This window comes from Pedobacter sp. UC225_61 (assembly GCF_044452285.1).
Lineage (GTDB): Bacteria > Bacteroidota > Bacteroidia > Sphingobacteriales > Sphingobacteriaceae > Pedobacter.
The window spans coordinates 1,135,517-1,153,166 of the sequence record NZ_JBIOAL010000001.1; the positions used below are offsets into that span (position 1 = coordinate 1,135,517).

At 34.2% G+C, this 17,650-nt stretch carries 19 protein-coding genes; 8 read left to right on the top strand and 11 right to left on the bottom strand.

Annotated features, from left to right (window positions below):
• Positions 1-30 precede the first annotated feature (30 nt).
• Positions 31-681, top strand: coding sequence for a tRNA (guanosine(46)-N7)-methyltransferase TrmB (gene trmB, locus ACHMWN_RS05505; RefSeq protein WP_397298389.1), 651 nt, complete (start codon positions 31-33; stop codon positions 679-681).
• Complete coding sequence (locus tag ACHMWN_RS05510; protein WP_397298391.1) at positions 681-1,010, top strand: MGMT family protein; 330 nt, start codon at positions 681-683, stop codon at positions 1,008-1,010. The genes trmB and ACHMWN_RS05510 overlap by 1 nt, the downstream gene beginning before the upstream one ends.
• Here ACHMWN_RS05510 and ACHMWN_RS05515 read toward each other — a convergent pair.
• Complete coding sequence (locus tag ACHMWN_RS05515; protein ID WP_397298393.1) at positions 1,007-1,357, bottom strand: hypothetical protein; 351 nt, start codon at positions 1,355-1,357, stop codon at positions 1,007-1,009. The genes ACHMWN_RS05510 and ACHMWN_RS05515 overlap by 4 nt on opposite strands.
• Before the next feature lie 46 nt (positions 1,358-1,403).
• On the opposite strand from ACHMWN_RS05515, the gene ACHMWN_RS05520 reads away from it, so the two are divergent.
• Positions 1,404-1,751, top strand: a complete 348-nt coding sequence (locus ACHMWN_RS05520; RefSeq protein ID WP_397298395.1) for a carboxymuconolactone decarboxylase family protein — start codon at positions 1,404-1,406, stop codon at positions 1,749-1,751.
• 4 nt (positions 1,752-1,755) lie between these two features.
• A complete protein-coding gene (locus ACHMWN_RS05525) occupies positions 1,756-2,319 on the top strand; it encodes a DNA-3-methyladenine glycosylase I (RefSeq protein ID WP_397298397.1) in 564 nt (187 codons plus the stop codon).
• 47 nt (positions 2,320-2,366) lie between these two features.
• On the opposite strand, the gene ACHMWN_RS05530 is transcribed toward ACHMWN_RS05525, so the two are convergent.
• Positions 2,367-3,035: a hypothetical protein gene (locus tag ACHMWN_RS05530; RefSeq protein ID WP_397298399.1), complete on the bottom strand. Its 669-nt coding sequence runs from the start codon at positions 3,033-3,035 to the stop codon at positions 2,367-2,369.
• 139 nt (positions 3,036-3,174) lie between these two features.
• On the opposite strand from ACHMWN_RS05530, the gene polA reads away from it, so the two are divergent.
• The 3 genes from polA (at position 3,175) to ACHMWN_RS05545 (ending at position 7,018) form a co-directional block, all read left to right on the top strand.
• Positions 3,175-5,985, top strand: a complete 2,811-nt coding sequence (polA, locus tag ACHMWN_RS05535) for a DNA polymerase I (protein WP_397298401.1) — start codon at positions 3,175-3,177, stop codon at positions 5,983-5,985.
• Positions 5,986-5,996: 11 nt separating this feature from the next.
• The gene (locus tag ACHMWN_RS05540; protein ID WP_397298403.1) at positions 5,997-6,587 is read left to right on the top strand and encodes a toxin-antitoxin system YwqK family antitoxin; all 591 of its coding nucleotides are present in this window, start codon (positions 5,997-5,999) and stop codon (positions 6,585-6,587) included.
• A 65-nt stretch (positions 6,588-6,652) separates the two neighbouring features.
• On the top strand, positions 6,653-7,018 hold the full coding sequence (locus ACHMWN_RS05545; RefSeq protein ID WP_397298405.1) for a hypothetical protein: 366 nt from the start codon (positions 6,653-6,655) through the stop codon (positions 7,016-7,018).
• Between the two features lie 50 nt (positions 7,019-7,068).
• On the opposite strand, the gene ACHMWN_RS05550 is transcribed toward ACHMWN_RS05545, so the two are convergent.
• The 8 genes from ACHMWN_RS05550 to ACHMWN_RS05585 all read right to left on the bottom strand — a co-directional run bounded on the left by ACHMWN_RS05550 (position 7,069) and on the right by ACHMWN_RS05585 (position 15,079).
• On the bottom strand, positions 7,069-7,746 hold the full coding sequence (locus ACHMWN_RS05550; RefSeq protein WP_397298407.1) for a metal-dependent hydrolase: 678 nt from the start codon (positions 7,744-7,746) through the stop codon (positions 7,069-7,071).
• An 11-nt stretch (positions 7,747-7,757) separates the two neighbouring features.
• The gene (locus ACHMWN_RS05555) at positions 7,758-8,063 is read right to left on the bottom strand and encodes a YbaB/EbfC family nucleoid-associated protein (RefSeq protein ID WP_397298409.1); all 306 of its coding nucleotides are present in this window, start codon (positions 8,061-8,063) and stop codon (positions 7,758-7,760) included.
• 51 nt (positions 8,064-8,114) lie between these two features.
• Positions 8,115-9,194, bottom strand: a complete 1,080-nt coding sequence (gene namA, locus ACHMWN_RS05560) for an NADPH dehydrogenase NamA (protein WP_397298411.1) — start codon at positions 9,192-9,194, stop codon at positions 8,115-8,117.
• A gap of 92 nt (positions 9,195-9,286) precedes the next feature.
• The gene (locus ACHMWN_RS05565; RefSeq protein WP_397298413.1) at positions 9,287-10,432 is read right to left on the bottom strand and encodes a M28 family metallopeptidase; all 1,146 of its coding nucleotides are present in this window, start codon (positions 10,430-10,432) and stop codon (positions 9,287-9,289) included.
• A 138-nt stretch (positions 10,433-10,570) separates the two neighbouring features.
• Complete coding sequence (locus ACHMWN_RS05570; RefSeq protein ID WP_397298415.1) at positions 10,571-11,242, bottom strand: DUF6607 family protein; 672 nt, start codon at positions 11,240-11,242, stop codon at positions 10,571-10,573.
• Positions 11,243-11,270: 28 nt separating this feature from the next.
• On the bottom strand, positions 11,271-11,495 hold the full coding sequence (locus ACHMWN_RS05575; protein WP_397298417.1) for a DUF6607 family protein: 225 nt from the start codon (positions 11,493-11,495) through the stop codon (positions 11,271-11,273).
• 1 nt (position 11,496) lies between these two features.
• Positions 11,497-12,651 (bottom strand): PepSY-associated TM helix domain-containing protein, encoded by a 1,155-nt coding sequence (locus ACHMWN_RS05580; RefSeq protein ID WP_397298419.1) that lies wholly within the window; start codon positions 12,649-12,651, stop codon positions 11,497-11,499.
• Positions 12,652-12,658: 7 nt separating this feature from the next.
• Positions 12,659-15,079: a TonB-dependent siderophore receptor gene (locus ACHMWN_RS05585; protein ID WP_397298421.1), complete on the bottom strand. Its 2,421-nt coding sequence runs from the start codon at positions 15,077-15,079 to the stop codon at positions 12,659-12,661.
• Between the two features lie 150 nt (positions 15,080-15,229).
• On the opposite strand from ACHMWN_RS05585, the gene ACHMWN_RS05590 reads away from it, so the two are divergent.
• Positions 15,230-16,432, top strand: coding sequence for an NAD(P)/FAD-dependent oxidoreductase (locus tag ACHMWN_RS05590; protein WP_397298423.1), 1,203 nt, complete (start codon positions 15,230-15,232; stop codon positions 16,430-16,432).
• A gap of 2 nt (positions 16,433-16,434) precedes the next feature.
• Here the strand turns inward: ACHMWN_RS05590 and ACHMWN_RS05595 are convergent, their stop codons facing one another.
• Positions 16,435-17,151, bottom strand: coding sequence for a DUF4397 domain-containing protein (locus tag ACHMWN_RS05595; protein ID WP_397298425.1), 717 nt, complete (start codon positions 17,149-17,151; stop codon positions 16,435-16,437).
• Positions 17,152-17,650 lie beyond the last annotated feature (499 nt).

Below are 17,650 nucleotides of genomic sequence, written 5' to 3' on the forward strand. Positions count from 1 at the left end.
ATCTTACTTTTGTATTTTAAGAATTTAAGCGTGGGTAAAGATAAATTAAGGAAATTTGCAGAGATAGATACTTTTCCAAATGTATATCAGTTGCATTTAGGTAAAGTGATGAAAGGAAAATGGGCTTCAGGTCATTTTAAAAATGATAATCCTGTTGTATTAGAGTTGGCTTGTGGAAAAGGAGAATATGCAGTAAACTTGGCAAAGCTTTTTCCAGAAAAGAATTTTGTTGGAGTAGATTTAAAAGGGAATAGAATTTGGCGTGGAGCTAGAACTGGTGTAGACGAAGGCATACAGAACTTGGCGTTTTTACGTATTCAAATTGAAGATATTTTGGAGTATTTTGCACCTGGAGAAATTGATGAAATCTGGATTACATTCGCAGACCCACAGCCGCAAGAAAGCAGAGAGAAAAAGCGCTTAACTTTTCCTGGTTTTTTGGATAAATATAAAATTCTATTAAAGCCTGGTGGTAAAATTAATTTGAAAACGGATAATGATGGTTTATATGCCTATACATGCGAAAAAGTAGCAGAACTAAACCTTATCACACATAAAAATACAGATCATTTATATCAATCGGAGTTCGCAGATGAAGTTTTATCTATAAAAACTCATTACGAAAGAATATATTTAAAACACGATAAAAACATCAATTATATTCAATTTTCGTTCAGCTAATGGAAGCATCATTTTATGAACAAGTGTTTGAAATTGCTCGTTTGGTCCCTAAAGGGAGAGTGACTTCTTATGGGGCAATTGCGAAAGCCTTAGGTGCTGGAGGTTCAGCTCGTATGGTTGGTTATGCAATGAGTAATGCAGGAATTGCACAGCCTAAAGTTCCTGCACACAGAGTGGTTAACAGTAGTGGATTGCTCACTGGAAAATTCCATTTTTCACCACCTGAATTAATGCAACAACTGTTAGAACAAGAAGGCATTAAAGTTGAAAATGATAAGATAAAGGATTTCAGAAAAGTGTTTTGGAATCCTTTAGAAGAAATAATTTAATTAATTTTTGCTTTGTAATCGGTTAAAATAAATACAATAAACATAACTACAGCCAAACCAGCATAATAAAAATGATCCGTCATATGCTTGCTAAAGACAGTAAGGGCAAGAGCAGCTAGAGAGAAGCTTACTACAAGCTCAATAAAACCATGGACAGGGAACGGAACCAGTTTTACCGCTCCACCTTTAAAAACGGTAAATAGCGTTAGCAAAAAGTGAATACCACCAAGCACCATCGAAAAGGTTGCGGCTGTAGTTGATAAAGCAATTATATTTGGTGCGATAATTAAAAATAAGGCAACAACATAATCTAAAATGGCGTGAATTTTAGGATTAATGATTTTCATGGAAATTAGGATTAGGTTTTGAAATTACAAAAAATAGTTAGTCAATATGGGAAAATTAGTAGAAGAATTTAACAGCTATCGTACAAAAATGAACGATAGAATTATGGAAACATCCAATACAAACATTAAGCGTTTCTTTGCTTTAGATACTACAACTTACGCTGACGGCGCTTTAAATGTAAAAACCAAAGAGATGTTAGGTTTAGTAGCATCAATGGTTTTACGTTGCGATGATTGCATTAAATATCACCTGGAAAAATGCTATAACGAAGGCGTTAATAGTGCAGAAATGAACGAGGTCTTTATGATTGCTAATTTGGTTGGTGGCTCAATTGTTATTCCTCATTATAGAAGAGCAGTTGAGTACTGGGATGAACTAAATTCAAATTCTTAATAATATGATACAAAATTCTCAGTATCGTTGCAAATGGTGTGGCACTGATGAACTTTACATCAAATATCATGATGAAGAATGGGGTAAGCCTGTTTATGATGATAAGGTATTATTCGAATTTTTGGTGTTAGAAGGCGCTCAAGCAGGCTTAAGCTGGATTACTATTTTGCGCCGTAGAGAAGGCTACAGAAAGGCATTTGCAAACTTTGATGTACAGAAAGTTGCGACATTTTCAGCAGCTGATGCAGAGCGATTAATGCAAGATGAAGGAATTATTCGTAACCGATTAAAAATTAACTCAACCATAAAAAATGCACAATTGTTTATCGCAATCCAACAAGAGTTTGGCTCCTTTGCTGATTATATTTGGGCGTATTTACCTCATAAAAAGCCAATTGTTAACGATTTCAAAAATGGAGGCATTCCTGTAAGTACCGAAATTTCTGATGCCATTGCGAAAGACATGAAAAAAAGAGGATTCAAGTTTTTTGGAACGACAATTTGTTATGCATTTATGCAAGCAACTGGAATGGTAAATGATCACGTAATTGGGTGTTTTGCTAGATAGAGAACTAATTCTCAATCCAGAAAGATTGAAGAAAAAGGTTGTCTAAGTTATTTTTTTCCAGAAGAATTGTAAGCTTTGATATAGGCTGCCAAATTTTTTGCATCAAAACTCTCGGTTGCTTTTATACTTTCGGCCAGATCTTCATCATTAGTTAATTTCTGCAATAAAATGGTCTTCACAGCATTGCTATTGTCCAAATTAACTTCTTGCATTGGTCCAGTTCCTGGTTTTTCTAAAAAGTAACTAATTTTTCCTTTTACTCCGGTGTTTGCCTGATCTTCATTTCTTCGGCCACCGCCACCAATAGTTATACCGCCACCAATTCCACCACCAAAACCCCCGCTTCCTATACCAACTCCAAATGTAGGTCTAACTTTTACTTTAGGTTGTGGTGCTTGTGCAACTATTCCTTTATCGCCATATGAATATAAATTTACAGTACCAGTTTCAAGTACTTTAAAAAAGCGAAACTCCATTTTCTTCTTCATTACAATGGGCTTACTCGCATAAGTTTCACCATTCCACACAAAAGATTGAATGTCCTTTGCCTGATACTCAACAATAGTTTGATCATCTTGCATAATAGCAACAGAACTAAAATTTGTCCCTTTTATTACACCACGCACAAAATTTCCTTCGCTAATTAAAACAGCATCTTGTGCTAATAACTTAACACTGAGTAAGAGAAATAGGAACAAAAAATTAAAAGCTTTCATACGCACAAATAACGTTAATTTTCTTTTCTTGTTGTATCGTCTTCATAAAGAATAACGAGCAGATAATAAAGATAATAAAGAAAAATAAAATCTAAATACCATTATCAAATTTGGTGGCTATTCTTAACTTTACACTATCATGGATAATAAAAAACTTTTCCTTTTAGATGGAATGGCGCTAATTTACAGAGCGCACTTTGCATTGAGTAAAAATCCTCGTTTTACGTCTAGCGGTGTAAATACATCAGCAGTTATGGGCTTTGCGAATACGCTAATGGAGGTATTGAAGAAGGAAAAACCCTCACATATTGCTGTAGTTTTTGATACGGAAGCGCCAACCGAAAGACATACAGATTTTGTGGCATATAAAGCGCATCGCGAGGCAATGCCAGAAGATTTATCGAAGGCACTACCTTATATTTTTAAATTGATTGAAGGGTTTAATATTCCAGTAATTACCAAAGATGGTTTTGAGGCAGATGATATCATTGGAACCATGGCTAAGCAAGCTGAAAAAAGAGGTTTCCAAGTATATTGTATGACTCCCGATAAGGATTTTGCACAACTGGTTTCAGAAAATATTTTCATTTACAAACCTGCTCGTATGGGGAATGATATGGAAATTTTAGGTGTAAAGGAGATTTTAGCAAAATGGGAAATCGAAAATGTACTTCAAGTTATAGATATTTTAGGCCTTTGGGGCGATGCGGTAGATAACATTCCTGGTATTCCAGGTATTGGAGAAAAAACTGCGAAATTGTTGATTAAGCAATACGGCAGTATGGAAAATATTATTGCCAATAGCCATGAATTAAAAGGGAAGCAAAGAGAAAATGTAGAGAACTTTGCAGAGCAAGGATTGGTTTCAAAAAAATTAGCTACTATAATTTTAAATGTTCCTGTAGAGTTTGATGAAGAAAAATTACTAGTTGAAGAACCTAGTAGAGAGTTATTGGAGCCTTTATTTGCCGAACTTGAATTCAGAACTATCGGTAGACGCGTTTTTGGTGAAGATTTCAGCATAAACGATGCAAAAAACACGAGTCAACAAAAAGATTTATTTGGTAATGATGTTGCAGAAGTAAAGCGTAAAGAATTTGTCGAACAACCATCGTTATTTGATACCCCAATCGATGCTAAAAATATAGATAATACACCACATCAATATTTTTTAATTGATGATTCGGCAAAGCGGAAGGAACTAATCGACTTGTTATTAACGCAACCTAGCATTTCTTTCGATACTGAAACAACTGGAACTGATGCTAATTTGGCAGATTTGGTTGGCTTATCTTTCTCTATAAAATCAGGCGAAGGTTACTATATTCCATTGCCAGAGGATAGACAAATAACCCAACGCATACTTGATGAGTTTAGAATAGTTTTAGAAAACGAAAATATTGGAAAGATTGGTCAGAATATCAAATATGATATGTTGGTGTTAAAATGGTACGATGTTCACGTAAAAGGGAAATTATTCGATACTATGTTGGCTCATTATTTAATTGATCCAGATACACGACATAACATGGATGTTTTATCTGAGAATTATTTAGGCTATACACCAATTTCCATTACTACGTTAATTGGTGCTAAAGGTAAAGGGCAAGGAAATATGCGTGATGTACCAGTAGAAAATGTGGTAGATTATGCAGCAGAAGATGCGGATGTAACGCTGCAGTTGGCAACTATTTTCGAGCCAATGCTAAAAGATAGAAATGCAACGAAATTAGCTGAAGAAATAGAAAATCCTTTAGTTTATGTATTAGCTGATATTGAAAAAGAAGGTGTTAAAATAGATATAGATACCTTAAATGCATACTCGATTGAACTGCAAACAGAAATTACCAAAGCAGAGCAAAGTGTATATGAAAAAGCAGGATTGAAGTTTAATTTAGCATCGCCAAAACAGTTAGGCGAAGTATTATTTGATCATTTAAAACTAGATCCGAAAGCTAAAAAAACGAAAACAGGTCAGTATCAAACTGGAGAAGATGTGTTGACTTATTTAGCAAGCAAAAATGATATTGTTCAAAATATTTTGGATTTCCGCCAGCTGCAAAAATTAAAATCAACTTATGTTGATGCATTGCCTTTAATGGTAAATCCTAAAACTGGTCGTGTGCATACTTCATATAATCAGGCAGTTGCCGCAACAGGGAGATTAAGTTCTAACAATCCGAATTTGCAAAATATTCCTATAAGAACAGAGCGAGGGCGAGAAGTACGTAAAGCATTTATTGCGAGAGATGAGGATCATATTTTATTATCTGCCGACTATTCGCAAATCGAATTGCGCATTATTGCGGAAATAAGCAAAGAAGAAAATATGCTAGATGCATTTAGTAAAGGCATTGATATTCACACAGCAACAGCTGCTAAAGTTTACGGAATTGCTATTGAAGATGTAGATTCTACTCAACGTAGAAATGCAAAGGCAGTAAATTTTGGTATTATTTATGGGCAATCGGCATTTGGTTTATCTCAGAATCTAAATATTCCACGTAAGGAGGCTGCAGAAATAATTGAGCAATATTTTACGCAATATCCAGGTATCAAAAGATACATGAGCGATACCATGAATTTTGCTCGTGAAAACGGATTTGTTGAAACAATAATGGGTAGAAGAAGATATTTAAGAGATATTAATTCGGCAAATCAAACTGTTAGAGGTTACGCAGAGCGAAATGCGATTAATGCACCGATTCAAGGCTCAGCAGCAGATTTAATTAAAATTGCGATGATCAATATCCACAAGGATATGCAAGATCAAAAATTAGGATCTAAAATGACCATGCAGGTGCATGATGAGCTAGTCTTTGATGTATTGAAAACGGAAGTTGATCAAATGAAAGCCATCATAACACATCGAATGAAAACCGCAATTAAAACACAAGTACCGATAGAGATTGAAATAGGCGAAGGCCATAATTGGTTGGCTGCACATTAAAGTTAGTCAGAATGAAAAAGGTAATTTTTTTAGCAGGTATATTGTTTGTAATTAACAATCTAGCTTTTGCACAGCAAGATACCACCACAGTTTATTCAGCTCCAGGTTATTCAAAAGATCCATTACGTTCTAAATGGAAGAAAACTGTCGAACAAAGGGATAGTTTATGGGTAGTCAAGTTTTATAATAAGAAGGATGTTTTGCAAGAAAAAATCAGCTTTGCAGATAAGAATTTAGAAGTTAGAAAAGGTCCGTATACCTTTTATGAGAATGGTAATTTAAAAGAAGAGGGCAATTATGAAAGAGGGTACAAAAATGGTGTATGGAAAAAGTATTATCCTAATCAGCAACTAGAAGAAAATGCCTATTACGTTTGGGGAAATTTAAATAGCATTTTTAAAACCTATTGGGATAATAGCCAGCTTAAAATGGAAGGAAAATATTTTCGTGGCAAAAAGATTGGCGTTTGGCGCTCATTTTATTCGGATGGAAAACCAGCATTTAAGGAAAGATATACAGAACAAGGTGAATTGATTGATAATGAATATTTTGATAAAGATGGGAAAAGTGTGAATAGTGCTAATTTTTCACTTCATGAGTAGTTTCAGTAACTTCATATAATCTTCATTTGTAAAGGGGATCTTAGATTTATAAAAACATAGAAAACATGAAAAAATTATTAGGTATTATTGCGATTGCAGTATTGGGTATCACTACTACTTTTGCACAAACAGCTGCTCCTGCAACAAAAGCAGCAACAAAAAAAACTGCTGTAAAAGCTCAAGTTAAAGCAGCGGCTCCTGTTGCTAAAGTTGAAACCAAAATGACAGTGGTAAAAGCTACAGCTCCGGTTGCCGTTAAAAAAGAAGTTAAAAAAGTAACGGTTGCTCCGAGTGTGGGTCTTAAAAAAGATGGCACACCAGATATGCGCCTGAAAGCTAACAAAGCAGCTAAAGTTGTTGGTCCAAAGAAAAAAGATGGTACAGCTGATATGCGTTACAAAGTAAATAAAGAAGCAGCAAAGAAAAACTAAGTCATAACTAGTTATTATAAAAAAAGCCTTCCAATTTTTGGAAGGCTTTTTTATAAATCTATTGTTTCGCCAATAGCTGGTAATAATAATAATTTTTGCGCTCGTTTGAAACTTTCAACTGCAACTTTAGAATCGATTTCTATGACAGGGAAAGTATCGTAATGCACACCAATAATTTTACTACAATCGATATAATTAGCTGCAATAACAGCATCATCTACATCCATAGTATAATTACCTCCAATTGGTAAAATAGCATAATCTAATTTATAGAGATCAGCTAATAATTTCATTTCTATTGTTAGGCCCGTATCCCCAGCAAAATAAATTTGTTTATGATCCAATTCTAAAACAAAACCAGCTGGGTTTCCTCCATAACTCCCATCTGGTAAACCAGCAGAATGTGTTGCCCAAACCATACGAACTGTTCCGAAATCGAAAGTGTGTTTTCCAAAATTCATGGGATGCACATTTTCAATTCCTTGTTTCATTACCCATCCAATTACTTCTGGTATAGCAATAACCTGAGCTTTTGTTTGTTTCGCAAGTGCAATTAAATCGCCTACATGATCGCCATGTCCATGACTGACTAAAATATAATCAGCTTCAATTTTTGTAATATCTATTTTACTAGCCAAAGGATTTGAGCTAATAAAAGGATCAAATAAGAATTTTTTACTATCCGTTTCTAATAAGAAACAAGATTGTCCGTAATACGTATATTTCATATCAATTACTTTTATCCGCCAAACATACCACCAAGTCCACCTAACATATCTTTTGTAGCAGCTTGCATTTCAGTTGCGCTCACTTGATCTGCTTGAGATAATGCTTTATTTATAGCCGTTAATAAAAGCTCTTCAACTTCTTCTTTGTCGGCATCTTTGTAAAAATCTTCATTAATTTCTATCGCAGTTATGGCTTTATTTGCTGTCGCTGTTACTCGAATTGCGCCTCCTTCAACTTCGCCAAATACAGAAATTGCATCTAATCTTTTTTTAATTTCATCTGCTTTTTGCTGAGCAGCCATTAATTTATCAAACATGAGTTTTAGTTTTTAATATAAGTGGAAAATAAGATAAATTGTTTTAAAATTCTAGCTACGTTTTTTTCTTGGTTTAGCACGTTCATATTGCGATGGCCATTTTACATCGTCACCTAATTCAAAAGCTGCATATAAAGGGAAATATGGATTTCTTAAGAACTCTCTCGCTATTAAAATTAAATCGGCTTGTCCATTTTGCAAAATGGTTTCGGCTTGTTGCGCCTCAGTAATTAAACCAACAGCACCAGTTAAAATTCCAGTTTGTTTTTTAATATCTTCTGCAAATTGCACTTGATAACCTGGCGATAAAGGAATTTCTTGTGCTAAAGTTAATCCGCCTGAAGATGTGTCAATTACATCAACACCTTTAGTTTTTAGCAAAGCAGATAAACGAACTGACTCTTCAGCAGTCCATCCTCCTTCAGCCCAATCTGTTGCTGAAATTCGAACGAATAATGGATTTTCTGCTGGCCAAACTTCTTGTACAGATTCAACAGTTTCAATTAATAAACGGATTCTATTCTCAAAACTGCCGCCATACTTATCTGTTCTTTTATTACTTAATGGCGATAAAAATTGATGTTGTAAATACCCATGAGCAGCGTGAATTTCTACTAGTTTAAAACCTGCTTTTATAGCTCTTTGTGTTGCAGATTTAAAATCTGATTTTACTTTTTCAATTCCATCAATAGTTAATGCAATTGGAGTTTTATCTGTCGAATTAAACGGGATTTCACTAGCCGAAACGGTATCCCATCCACCATTTTGTTTATCTAATTGTAATGGATTTTCCCATGGAATATCAAAACTAGCTTTTCTACCAGCGTGTGCTAATTGAATACCCGCAATAGAACCGTTCGCATGAATAAACGCTGTAATTTCTTTGAATTTTTCAATATGTTCATCTTTCCAAATTCCTAAATCTCCTACAGAAATTCTTCCTTCTGGAGAAACAGCAGTCGCTTCTGTTATAATCAAGCCTGCGCCCCCAACAGCTCTGCTTCCTAAATGAACCAAATGCCAATTATTTGGAAAACCATCTGTTGCAGAATACTCACACATTGGAGAAACCACAATTCTGTTTTTTAGGGTAATATTTTTTATGTTAATCGGTGTGAAAAGTAATGACATATGACATGATTTTGGACAAATTAACAACATGAAATTGGATTTGTTTCTATGGATTATATATCCAAACAATTTAATGACAAGCGGCGAATTTATTAATTCATCAACCCTTTATTAAACCCCACAAATAACTTAAATAAGTTTTCATAAACGGTAAAAGGCAAAGTTTCGGGTTTGTCGAAAACATCGTGATAAGCAGAAATTCCACCCTGTGTATAAAGAAAAAAAGCTGGAACTCCTTTTTCTGTAAAGAAATAATGATCGCTATTTGCGGCCTTTCCTCGAGGATTTATTTTGACTAATAATTTATTAGCATCGTTTACCTGATTTAGCATAGTAAATTCTTTAGGGTATTGCGTTGCATTTACCACTGTTGCGCCAGTTTCTCCAGTGCCAACCATATCTACATTGATTAGAAATCTTATTTTTTGTAAATCAATTAATGGATTTTCAGTGAAATGTTTTGAACCTAAAATACCAGCTTCTTCTCCTGCAAAGCAGATAAATGCGATAGTATATTTTTGCGGGTTAGCTGCATAATACTTCGCTAAGCTTAGTAAGAATGAAACTCCACTTGCATTATCATTAGCGCCTGGAAAATAAGTGTCTTTCCCCATGCCGCCTAAATGATCGTAATGTGCAGTAATTAAAATAACGGAATCAGGTTTAGTTGTTCCTTTAACAACAGCACAAATATTTGTTGCTTTAAATTCTGGAATAAAAACATTTTCGATAGTCGTTTCTATGCTTTTTGGTTTTTCATTAAGCGCTGATTTTTTGATTGAAATTTCAGTATAATCGTTTACTTTTTGAGAAACAGACCAAGTCAATTTATCCTTCAAACTAACTAATATCCTATCTCTATCATCTAAAAAATTCACACTATCTTTTTGTGTTAGATCTGCTGTTGCTTTTACGCCAACACTTGCTTGTCCAACTATAAAATCTTCTCCTGGAATTAGTTTTTTGCCATTAATTTTAAGCTCCATTTTTCCCGGAAAAGTATTTACGGAAAATGAAAATGATTGTTTAAAATCCTTTCCATCCATAGGTTGTAACCCAAAAGATTTAAACTGAGATTCGATGAAATCTGCTGCTTTACTCATTCCGTTCTTGGTATAGCCTCTTCCCCAAAATTCTTTAGAGGTAAGCGTATTTAAGGTTTTTCGAGCATAGTTTAAATCTTGGGCATAACTAGTTAAACTAGCTAACAGAATTGAAATGATCAGGATTTTCCTCATAAATAGCAGCTTTTTGGCAAGATAATAAATGATTGATAAAAAGGTAAATTTACCATATAGGAAAGCCGCAGATGCACAGATTTTCTATTGGTTTTTCTCCTCAAGTAATCTGCGCATCTGCGGCTCATCAAAGTTTACTTAGCTTGCTTTTGCTAAATAAGAATCGATCACCTTTTTAATATTCTCTTTATTTTTAGCTGAGCTCCAGTTTTCTTTTGCAGACTGATCTCCAAGTGCAAAGAATTGCTCATACAATAATTTGTCATCCACTTTTGGAACAAGTTTAAGGTAATTATTTTCTGCAAAAACTACATCCCATGTTTCACGAGCATCTTTCCAAAATGCTTGTTGCTGTTTCCACCATGTTTGTACGTAACCAAAAGATTTTGGATCTGTCTTAACAAACTCTTCCATCCCTTTTTCCATCGCCAAAAGTTTATCACCTTTTTCAGAACGGATGATTTTTTTATTGTCTTGCTCAAACATCCAACCATTTGCCGTTAAGTAAATATTGTTGCCCCGATTTAACACGTTGTAATCATTACGTTCTGTATTTTCTCTACGTGGAAGCGGAGAATCCGTATTGCTTTGCCATTGGTGCCTGCCATCAACATGTACCCAAGTTCCTATAGCTTGGTAACGCGGACTATCATCTACTTGGAAAACTTTTTGTGTCCATTTTCCTTTCACATCATTTGTAGAAAGGATTACTTTTTTCCATGCATTATCCTTATCGTAAGCCAATATCTGAGTGTCTTCATAAGTCCAATCTTCTCTCCAGTGTTTAATGATCATGCTATCTCCTCTCATTACCAACAAATGCTGAATAACAATTTTCTTAGGAGAAGTCTTCTAAAATAATAGCAATTTCTTTGGCTGAAGAACGATGTCTTTCATGAAATTTATAATCGTCATCTGGAGAAAAAGTTTCTGCATAATTAAAAGTTACTTTGTAAAATCCAGCTAGAGCTTTAATCGCTTCTCGATCTTGGTCTAGTTTTGTTTGGGCATTGATGCTTGATGCAAAAAGGAGCAAAACGAATAATAGATTTAGGTTTTTCATTTTATATTGAGTTTAGTTTTTTAGATCTTTTCTTTCTTCCAAGCCAAATTATCACCCCAGTAACCGGCATACTTGCTGCTATTAGACTTGCAAAAAAAGCTAATATTTTTCCTGGCAAACCCATAACTGCTCCAACGTGGATATCGTAATTCATTCTGGAGATTTTATCAGCTGTGCTGGCATTCGCAAATTTGCCATACATGTGTTTAACTTCAATTTCTTTTAATGTATGTTGATCGAAATATTGATAATCTGCTTTCCAATATGTTTCTGGATCTGGGTTTTTAGCAATTTCAATTGCAGCTTTTTCATTTTCTGGAACATGAACATCCAAACTTCCCTTAAACGATGGATCTTCTTTTACGAAGCGAGCCCAAAGTTGATCTGCCGCTGCAGCATTTAAACTTAAAGAACTTGCTCGTGTCGTATCGGAAAAAGTTTCTTCAAAAACATTCATAAATTCACCACCAGAGCTTACCCAATAAACAGATTTAGCAAACCATTGAAAGCCCATTACCATTCCAGATAAAGCGATGAAAACAACAATGAAAGTCATATAAAAGCCCGACACGTTGTGTAAATCATAATTTAGCCTACGCCATTTTGATTTCAATTTTACGCTAAAACGTTGCTTTCTTGCAGCCTTACTTTTCGGCCACCATAATACTAAACCTGAGATTAATAACAACACAAAAATCATTGTGGCAGTTGTTAATATAGGTTGACCAATTTCTGGGGGTAACCATAAATAATAATGTCCGTTAATTACAATTCTGAAGAAATCTTCACTCATGTCTTTAACTTTTATTACCTCACCAGTATATTGGCTTACAAAAACGATGTAATAGTATTCTGGTGCTTCATTGTAATAAACTACCTGTGCCGTTCTTCCAAGCTGATAATTAATGCTGTGTGCTTTTTTGTTTGGTAGGGCATTATCTGCAATTTCCTTTAATTTTGTAGGAGGTAATAATGGTTTGTTTTGTATTTCAGTAAAACGATAGGTTTGTACTGCATCTTCTATTTCTCGTTCAAATGCTAAAATGCAACCAGTTATGCCTAAGAAAAGCACAAATAGCCCAGATGTTAATCCAAGCCATAAGTGCATTCTACCTATCCAATATTTAAAACTCTTCGTTTTTTTCTTTTCGGACATAAATGAGTTAAAATTTATAAGCAACACTTAAACGGTAATTTCTTGGTGCCTCTGTTTGCCATGAATAAGCAGGTTGCGCATAATCTGGAGCATTCCAATAACCGGTATAATAAGCACCAGAGAATAAATACTTATCTAAAATGTTAAATGCATTTGCAGTAACTTTTATAGCTTTGTTTTCCCAGAATAAACCACCATCTAATTTGAAATAGTTAGGTAAGTTTTTATTGGCATTAGAGCCATCGTAGGTTCCAGTTGCTCTACCAGCTAAATAGGTAAACCCTCCAGAAATACCAGTTCCTTTTAATATTCCATTTTGTAACGTATAAGTTAACCACGCATTAGTGGTATGTTTTGAGAAACCAGGAACAACTTCTCCAACAACAATGCTTGTAACTCCTTCAGCAACTTTTGTAACCTTACCGTCTGTATAAGCATAGTTAGCAATTAATCTTAAACCAGCAGTAATTTCACCTCTTAAATCAAATTCGATTCCTTGTGCTCTTTTTTCTCCAACAACAATACTAAACGTTTCGCCAGCTTTGTTTTTTGGATCGCCAGTAAGCTCATTTTGTTTAAGTATTCTGTAGGCAGAAATTGTGGTATTCCACTTGCCATCAAACCAATCTTTTTTAATACCAATCTCGTGGTTTGTTCCAGTAATTGGATCTGGAGTTCCACCACTACGCAATAATCCACTTTGTGGAGTAAAAGCTTCGTCATATACAGCATATATAGCTGTGTTTTCATCAAGGGAAACACTTAATCCAATTCTAGGTGTAAAATGTTTTGCTTTATCAGAAGGGCCTCCCCAAGCAGATTGACTTACATAGGTATATCTTCCTGCTAAGGTCAAACGAGCTTTATTGTTAAAGAAACCAAGCTCATCTTGTACATAACCGCTAAGATATTTCTGATCCATTAAACCACCAGCAGCAATTGCTCGTTGTAATAAGGGCGTTTCTCTATCAAAATTAGGGTAGCCGTTAGATGGAAAACCATAATTGGGATTGTTTAAATCAAATGGAGAAGATGGTAAATCTAAATCATGCGATTGACCCCAATCAGCTAGATAATTTTTCTTCCCACCGTCAAAGCCTGCTATAATTCTGTGGTTTATTCCACCTGTTTTCACTAACCCATTGATGAATAACTGAGCTAATTTCATCGTGCTTTCAGCATCCCAGATCCCAACATTTCTAATTACAGTATTATTTGAGTTGATTACAGATGGCCAAGAACTTGATCCATTTTGTAAATATTTTGAATAAGCAACTTGAGCGGTTAATTTCCAGTCAGTGCTAAAATTGTGTTGTAAGTTTAAGAAAACACTATGATCGTTAATTCTTGTAGGTTGCACACCAGGTTGTGTAAGCGTAAAGTTTCTTGGTAATGAAGCATAGCCTCCGTCTGGTTTAAAGATATAATATGAACCAACTTCGGTCATTTTTGCATTTTGCAAAGTGTATTCAGCCGTAAGTTTAGTGCGATTTGATAGTTGATAACTCAATGACGGAGCAAATGTATATCTGTCATTTTTTTCAAAAGGTCTAAAAGAGCCTTTAGTTTGCACGGCAGCATTTAATCTGAATAATAATTTGCCATCGTTAGTTACTTTATGATCAAAGTCTAGTGTTGTTCTGTATAAATCAAAGCTTCCAACAGTTAACGAAACTTCGCCTTTATTAAATCCAGTTGGTTTTTTAGTTACAACATTATACATACCACTGGGATCGCCATTGCCAAGCATAAATCCTGCTGGTCCTTTTACGAACTCAATGTGTTCAACAATGCTCATGTCTTCAGTTAACGGTCCCCAGTAAGACGAAACAAAATTAAACCCATTGCGCATGGCTTGAATTTGAGAACCACGCATGGTAATGTTAGTATATAAATCCCCCCAATGCTCTAATCTCGTTGCACCACTTACATTTTTAATTAAACCATCACTCATACTAATAATTTGCTGATCTTTTAATGTAGAATTGCTTACGGTTTGTATATTTTGTGGAGCTTCTAAAAGGGGTTCGTTTAATCTCAGTGAAGCAGATGGTAAGCTGATTTTATACCTGTTATTTTTACCAGCAATGGTAACAGCTTCCAAAATTTGGCTGTTTTCTGTTAAAACAAAATCAAGTGTTACAGTTTCTCCAGCAGTAATAGTTATGTTTTTTTCTTGAGGATTAATGCCTACGGCACTAACTTTTATAGTGTAAGCACCAGGTTTAACTCTTGGGAAAGTGTATTCTCCATTGTCATTAGACACAGCGCTAATAACATTGTTTTTCAAGCCGATATTTACGTAAGCTGCGGGCTTGCCATCGGTACTTGTGATTTTGCCTTTAATACTACCGTGTTGTTGTGCAAAGGCTGATGCAGAAAATAAGGTTAAGAGCAAGATAATTTTAAATCGTAGTTGTATTCGCATGATTGTTTTTATTTGGATTAATTCTAAACAGTCGCAAATTAACAACGAAAAATATTGCTATCCAAATTATTTTGAATAATTCTAAATAAGGGTTGGGCCATTTAATTTAACGCTCATCAAACATAATTCTGACTTTACTGTTAGTGATGCGTGAATATTAGATCAAACGAACCCTATTTTTTAATTAAAAATGGAATCCTAAACTCTTATCCTTCATTAAGAGAAGATATTAATTGTGATGTGCTTATTGTGGGCGGAGGAATTACAGGCGCCTTAATGGCACATGCCTGTATACAAAAAGGTTTTAATACTGTTCTCATAGATAAGCGAGAAATTGCTAATGGAAGCACTTCTGCAACGACTGCTATGCTACAATATGAAATTGATATTCCCCTATACCAACTCATAAAAAAAATTGGGGAACAAGGCGCAGTAGCGAGCTATCAGGCATGTAGAAACTCTATTTATCAATTAAAAAAAATAACAGAGGACATTAATTCAGATTGTGGTTTTAAATCTAAAGAATCGTTATATTTTGCTAGTAATCCTAAAGATTTAAAGTGGCTTAAAACTGAATTTGAAACTAGGAAACAAAATGGTTTTAAAGTAGAGTGGCTTAATGCTGTTGACATTAAAAATAAATATGGTTTAGGGGCAGAAGGCGGGATCTTATCTGAAGATGGTGGCAGTATTGATGCATTTTGTTTAACACATGATTTGCTTAGTTATAATGTTAAAAAAGGATTACAAGTTTTTGATAAAACAGAGTTAAAAACAGTTAAGTATAAGGATGATAGCGTTACGGTAATAACAGATACAAAAGCTGAAATTAAAGCAAAAAAAATAATTTATTGCACGGGGTACGAAACTCAACAAATGTTGCCTAAAAAAATTGTAAAATTGAAAAGCACCTATGCAATGGTTAGTGAATACATGAAGGATTTAAGCGATAGCATTTCAAAAACTCTATTTTGGAATACTGATGCGCCATATTTATACTTGCGTAGTACGGAGGATGGAAGAATGTTGGTTGGTGGAGAAGATGAAGATTTTAAAAATGCAATAAAAAGAGATTTATTATTAGATAATAAAAAAGCTAAACTGCTTAAAACTTTTCAAAAATTCTTGCCTGATATAAATTTTATTGAAGATTTTAGGTGGTCTGGTACTTTTGGAGAAACAAAAGATGGGCTACCTTATATTGGCGCCCATTCTAAATTTCCGAACAGCTATTTTTGCTTAGGCTTTGGAGGTAATGGAATTACTTTTTCGGTTATTGGAGCAGATATAGTTACAGATCTAATTAATGGTAAAACCAATTTATTAGCCCATTTCTTCAGGTTCGATCGATAAGCTTATTGATGTAAAATAACCTGAATGCTTAATGGATGCTCTAAACTATTTGCTGGATTAATCAAACCTCTCGAAATAATGGTATAATACTTGCCGGCAGTTAAAACAGCATTAGGTAGTGTTGCTTTAACACTACCTGCACCATCTTTTAAATCAAAAGAATAGGTGCCAGAGGCAAGTGTTGTAAAAGGACTTGCAGCTTTATACGCTTTACCTGTAATCAAAGAAGTTCCATTAGTTACGGTTAAATCCAATGCAGGGGCATCTGGTGATAAATTAATAAATCGAATAAAAGCTTTATCATTCGAATTTGCACTTACATCATCAGTTACTAATAAACCATCTAAACTACCAGGTCTATCAATTAAATAAAAAGTTTGATAAATATTTGGAGTTAAAGAGATGCTTTTAGTTAATAAGCTCTCTGATCGTCCAGATGTTGTAAATTTTATATTCTGAGTACCCGCCGTGTACTGACCATACTTGGTCGATCCTCCAAATGGCAAGGCAACACTGTTAAGTTTTCCATCATTTAAATAAACGTCATATGTAGCAAAAGTAGGAGATGCATTTACAACACTAAAGGCAACAAGATTAGAGGATTCAATAGTTGTCTTTTTACAAGAAATTAAAGTTGTGAGGGAAATTAAAATTAATGAAAAATAAATTTTCAACTGTGGTAATTTTTTTAATGGAGTCGTTAAGTAAATCTCTTTCATATTGAAATAAATTATAAGGATTTTGTGAAAAACTATACACTAAATTTTTTCGGATCTAGTATATGCAAATATTGGTTTTATCTAATAAAATGGATGTTAAACTTTGTTAAATGATAATCTATCAAGAAACAATGCATTAAGCACATTTCAATTGTTTGCGTAATTATGATCTGTTTTAGTCAAAATAGTTTAATAAAACGGACAAAAAACTTAAAAAAATCAGATTCTTATTGCACAACTCAATTTTTATTTAAACCTTTGCGGCTCAAGTAATTTATACAGGCTAGCATACAAAATAATGAGCAAGCACATCATCCATAAACTTTCTATTTTAGAAGCAAAGAATATTGCCTCTAAAAGTTTGTTTATTGAACGCTTACGACCCGTATTTTTTATTACTACAAATCGGCAAAATTATACGCCGCGTATTTAGTACATCTTACTAATACCAATGAGGAATTGATCCTCTCTAAAAACCCAATTAACAAGAATATCTTAA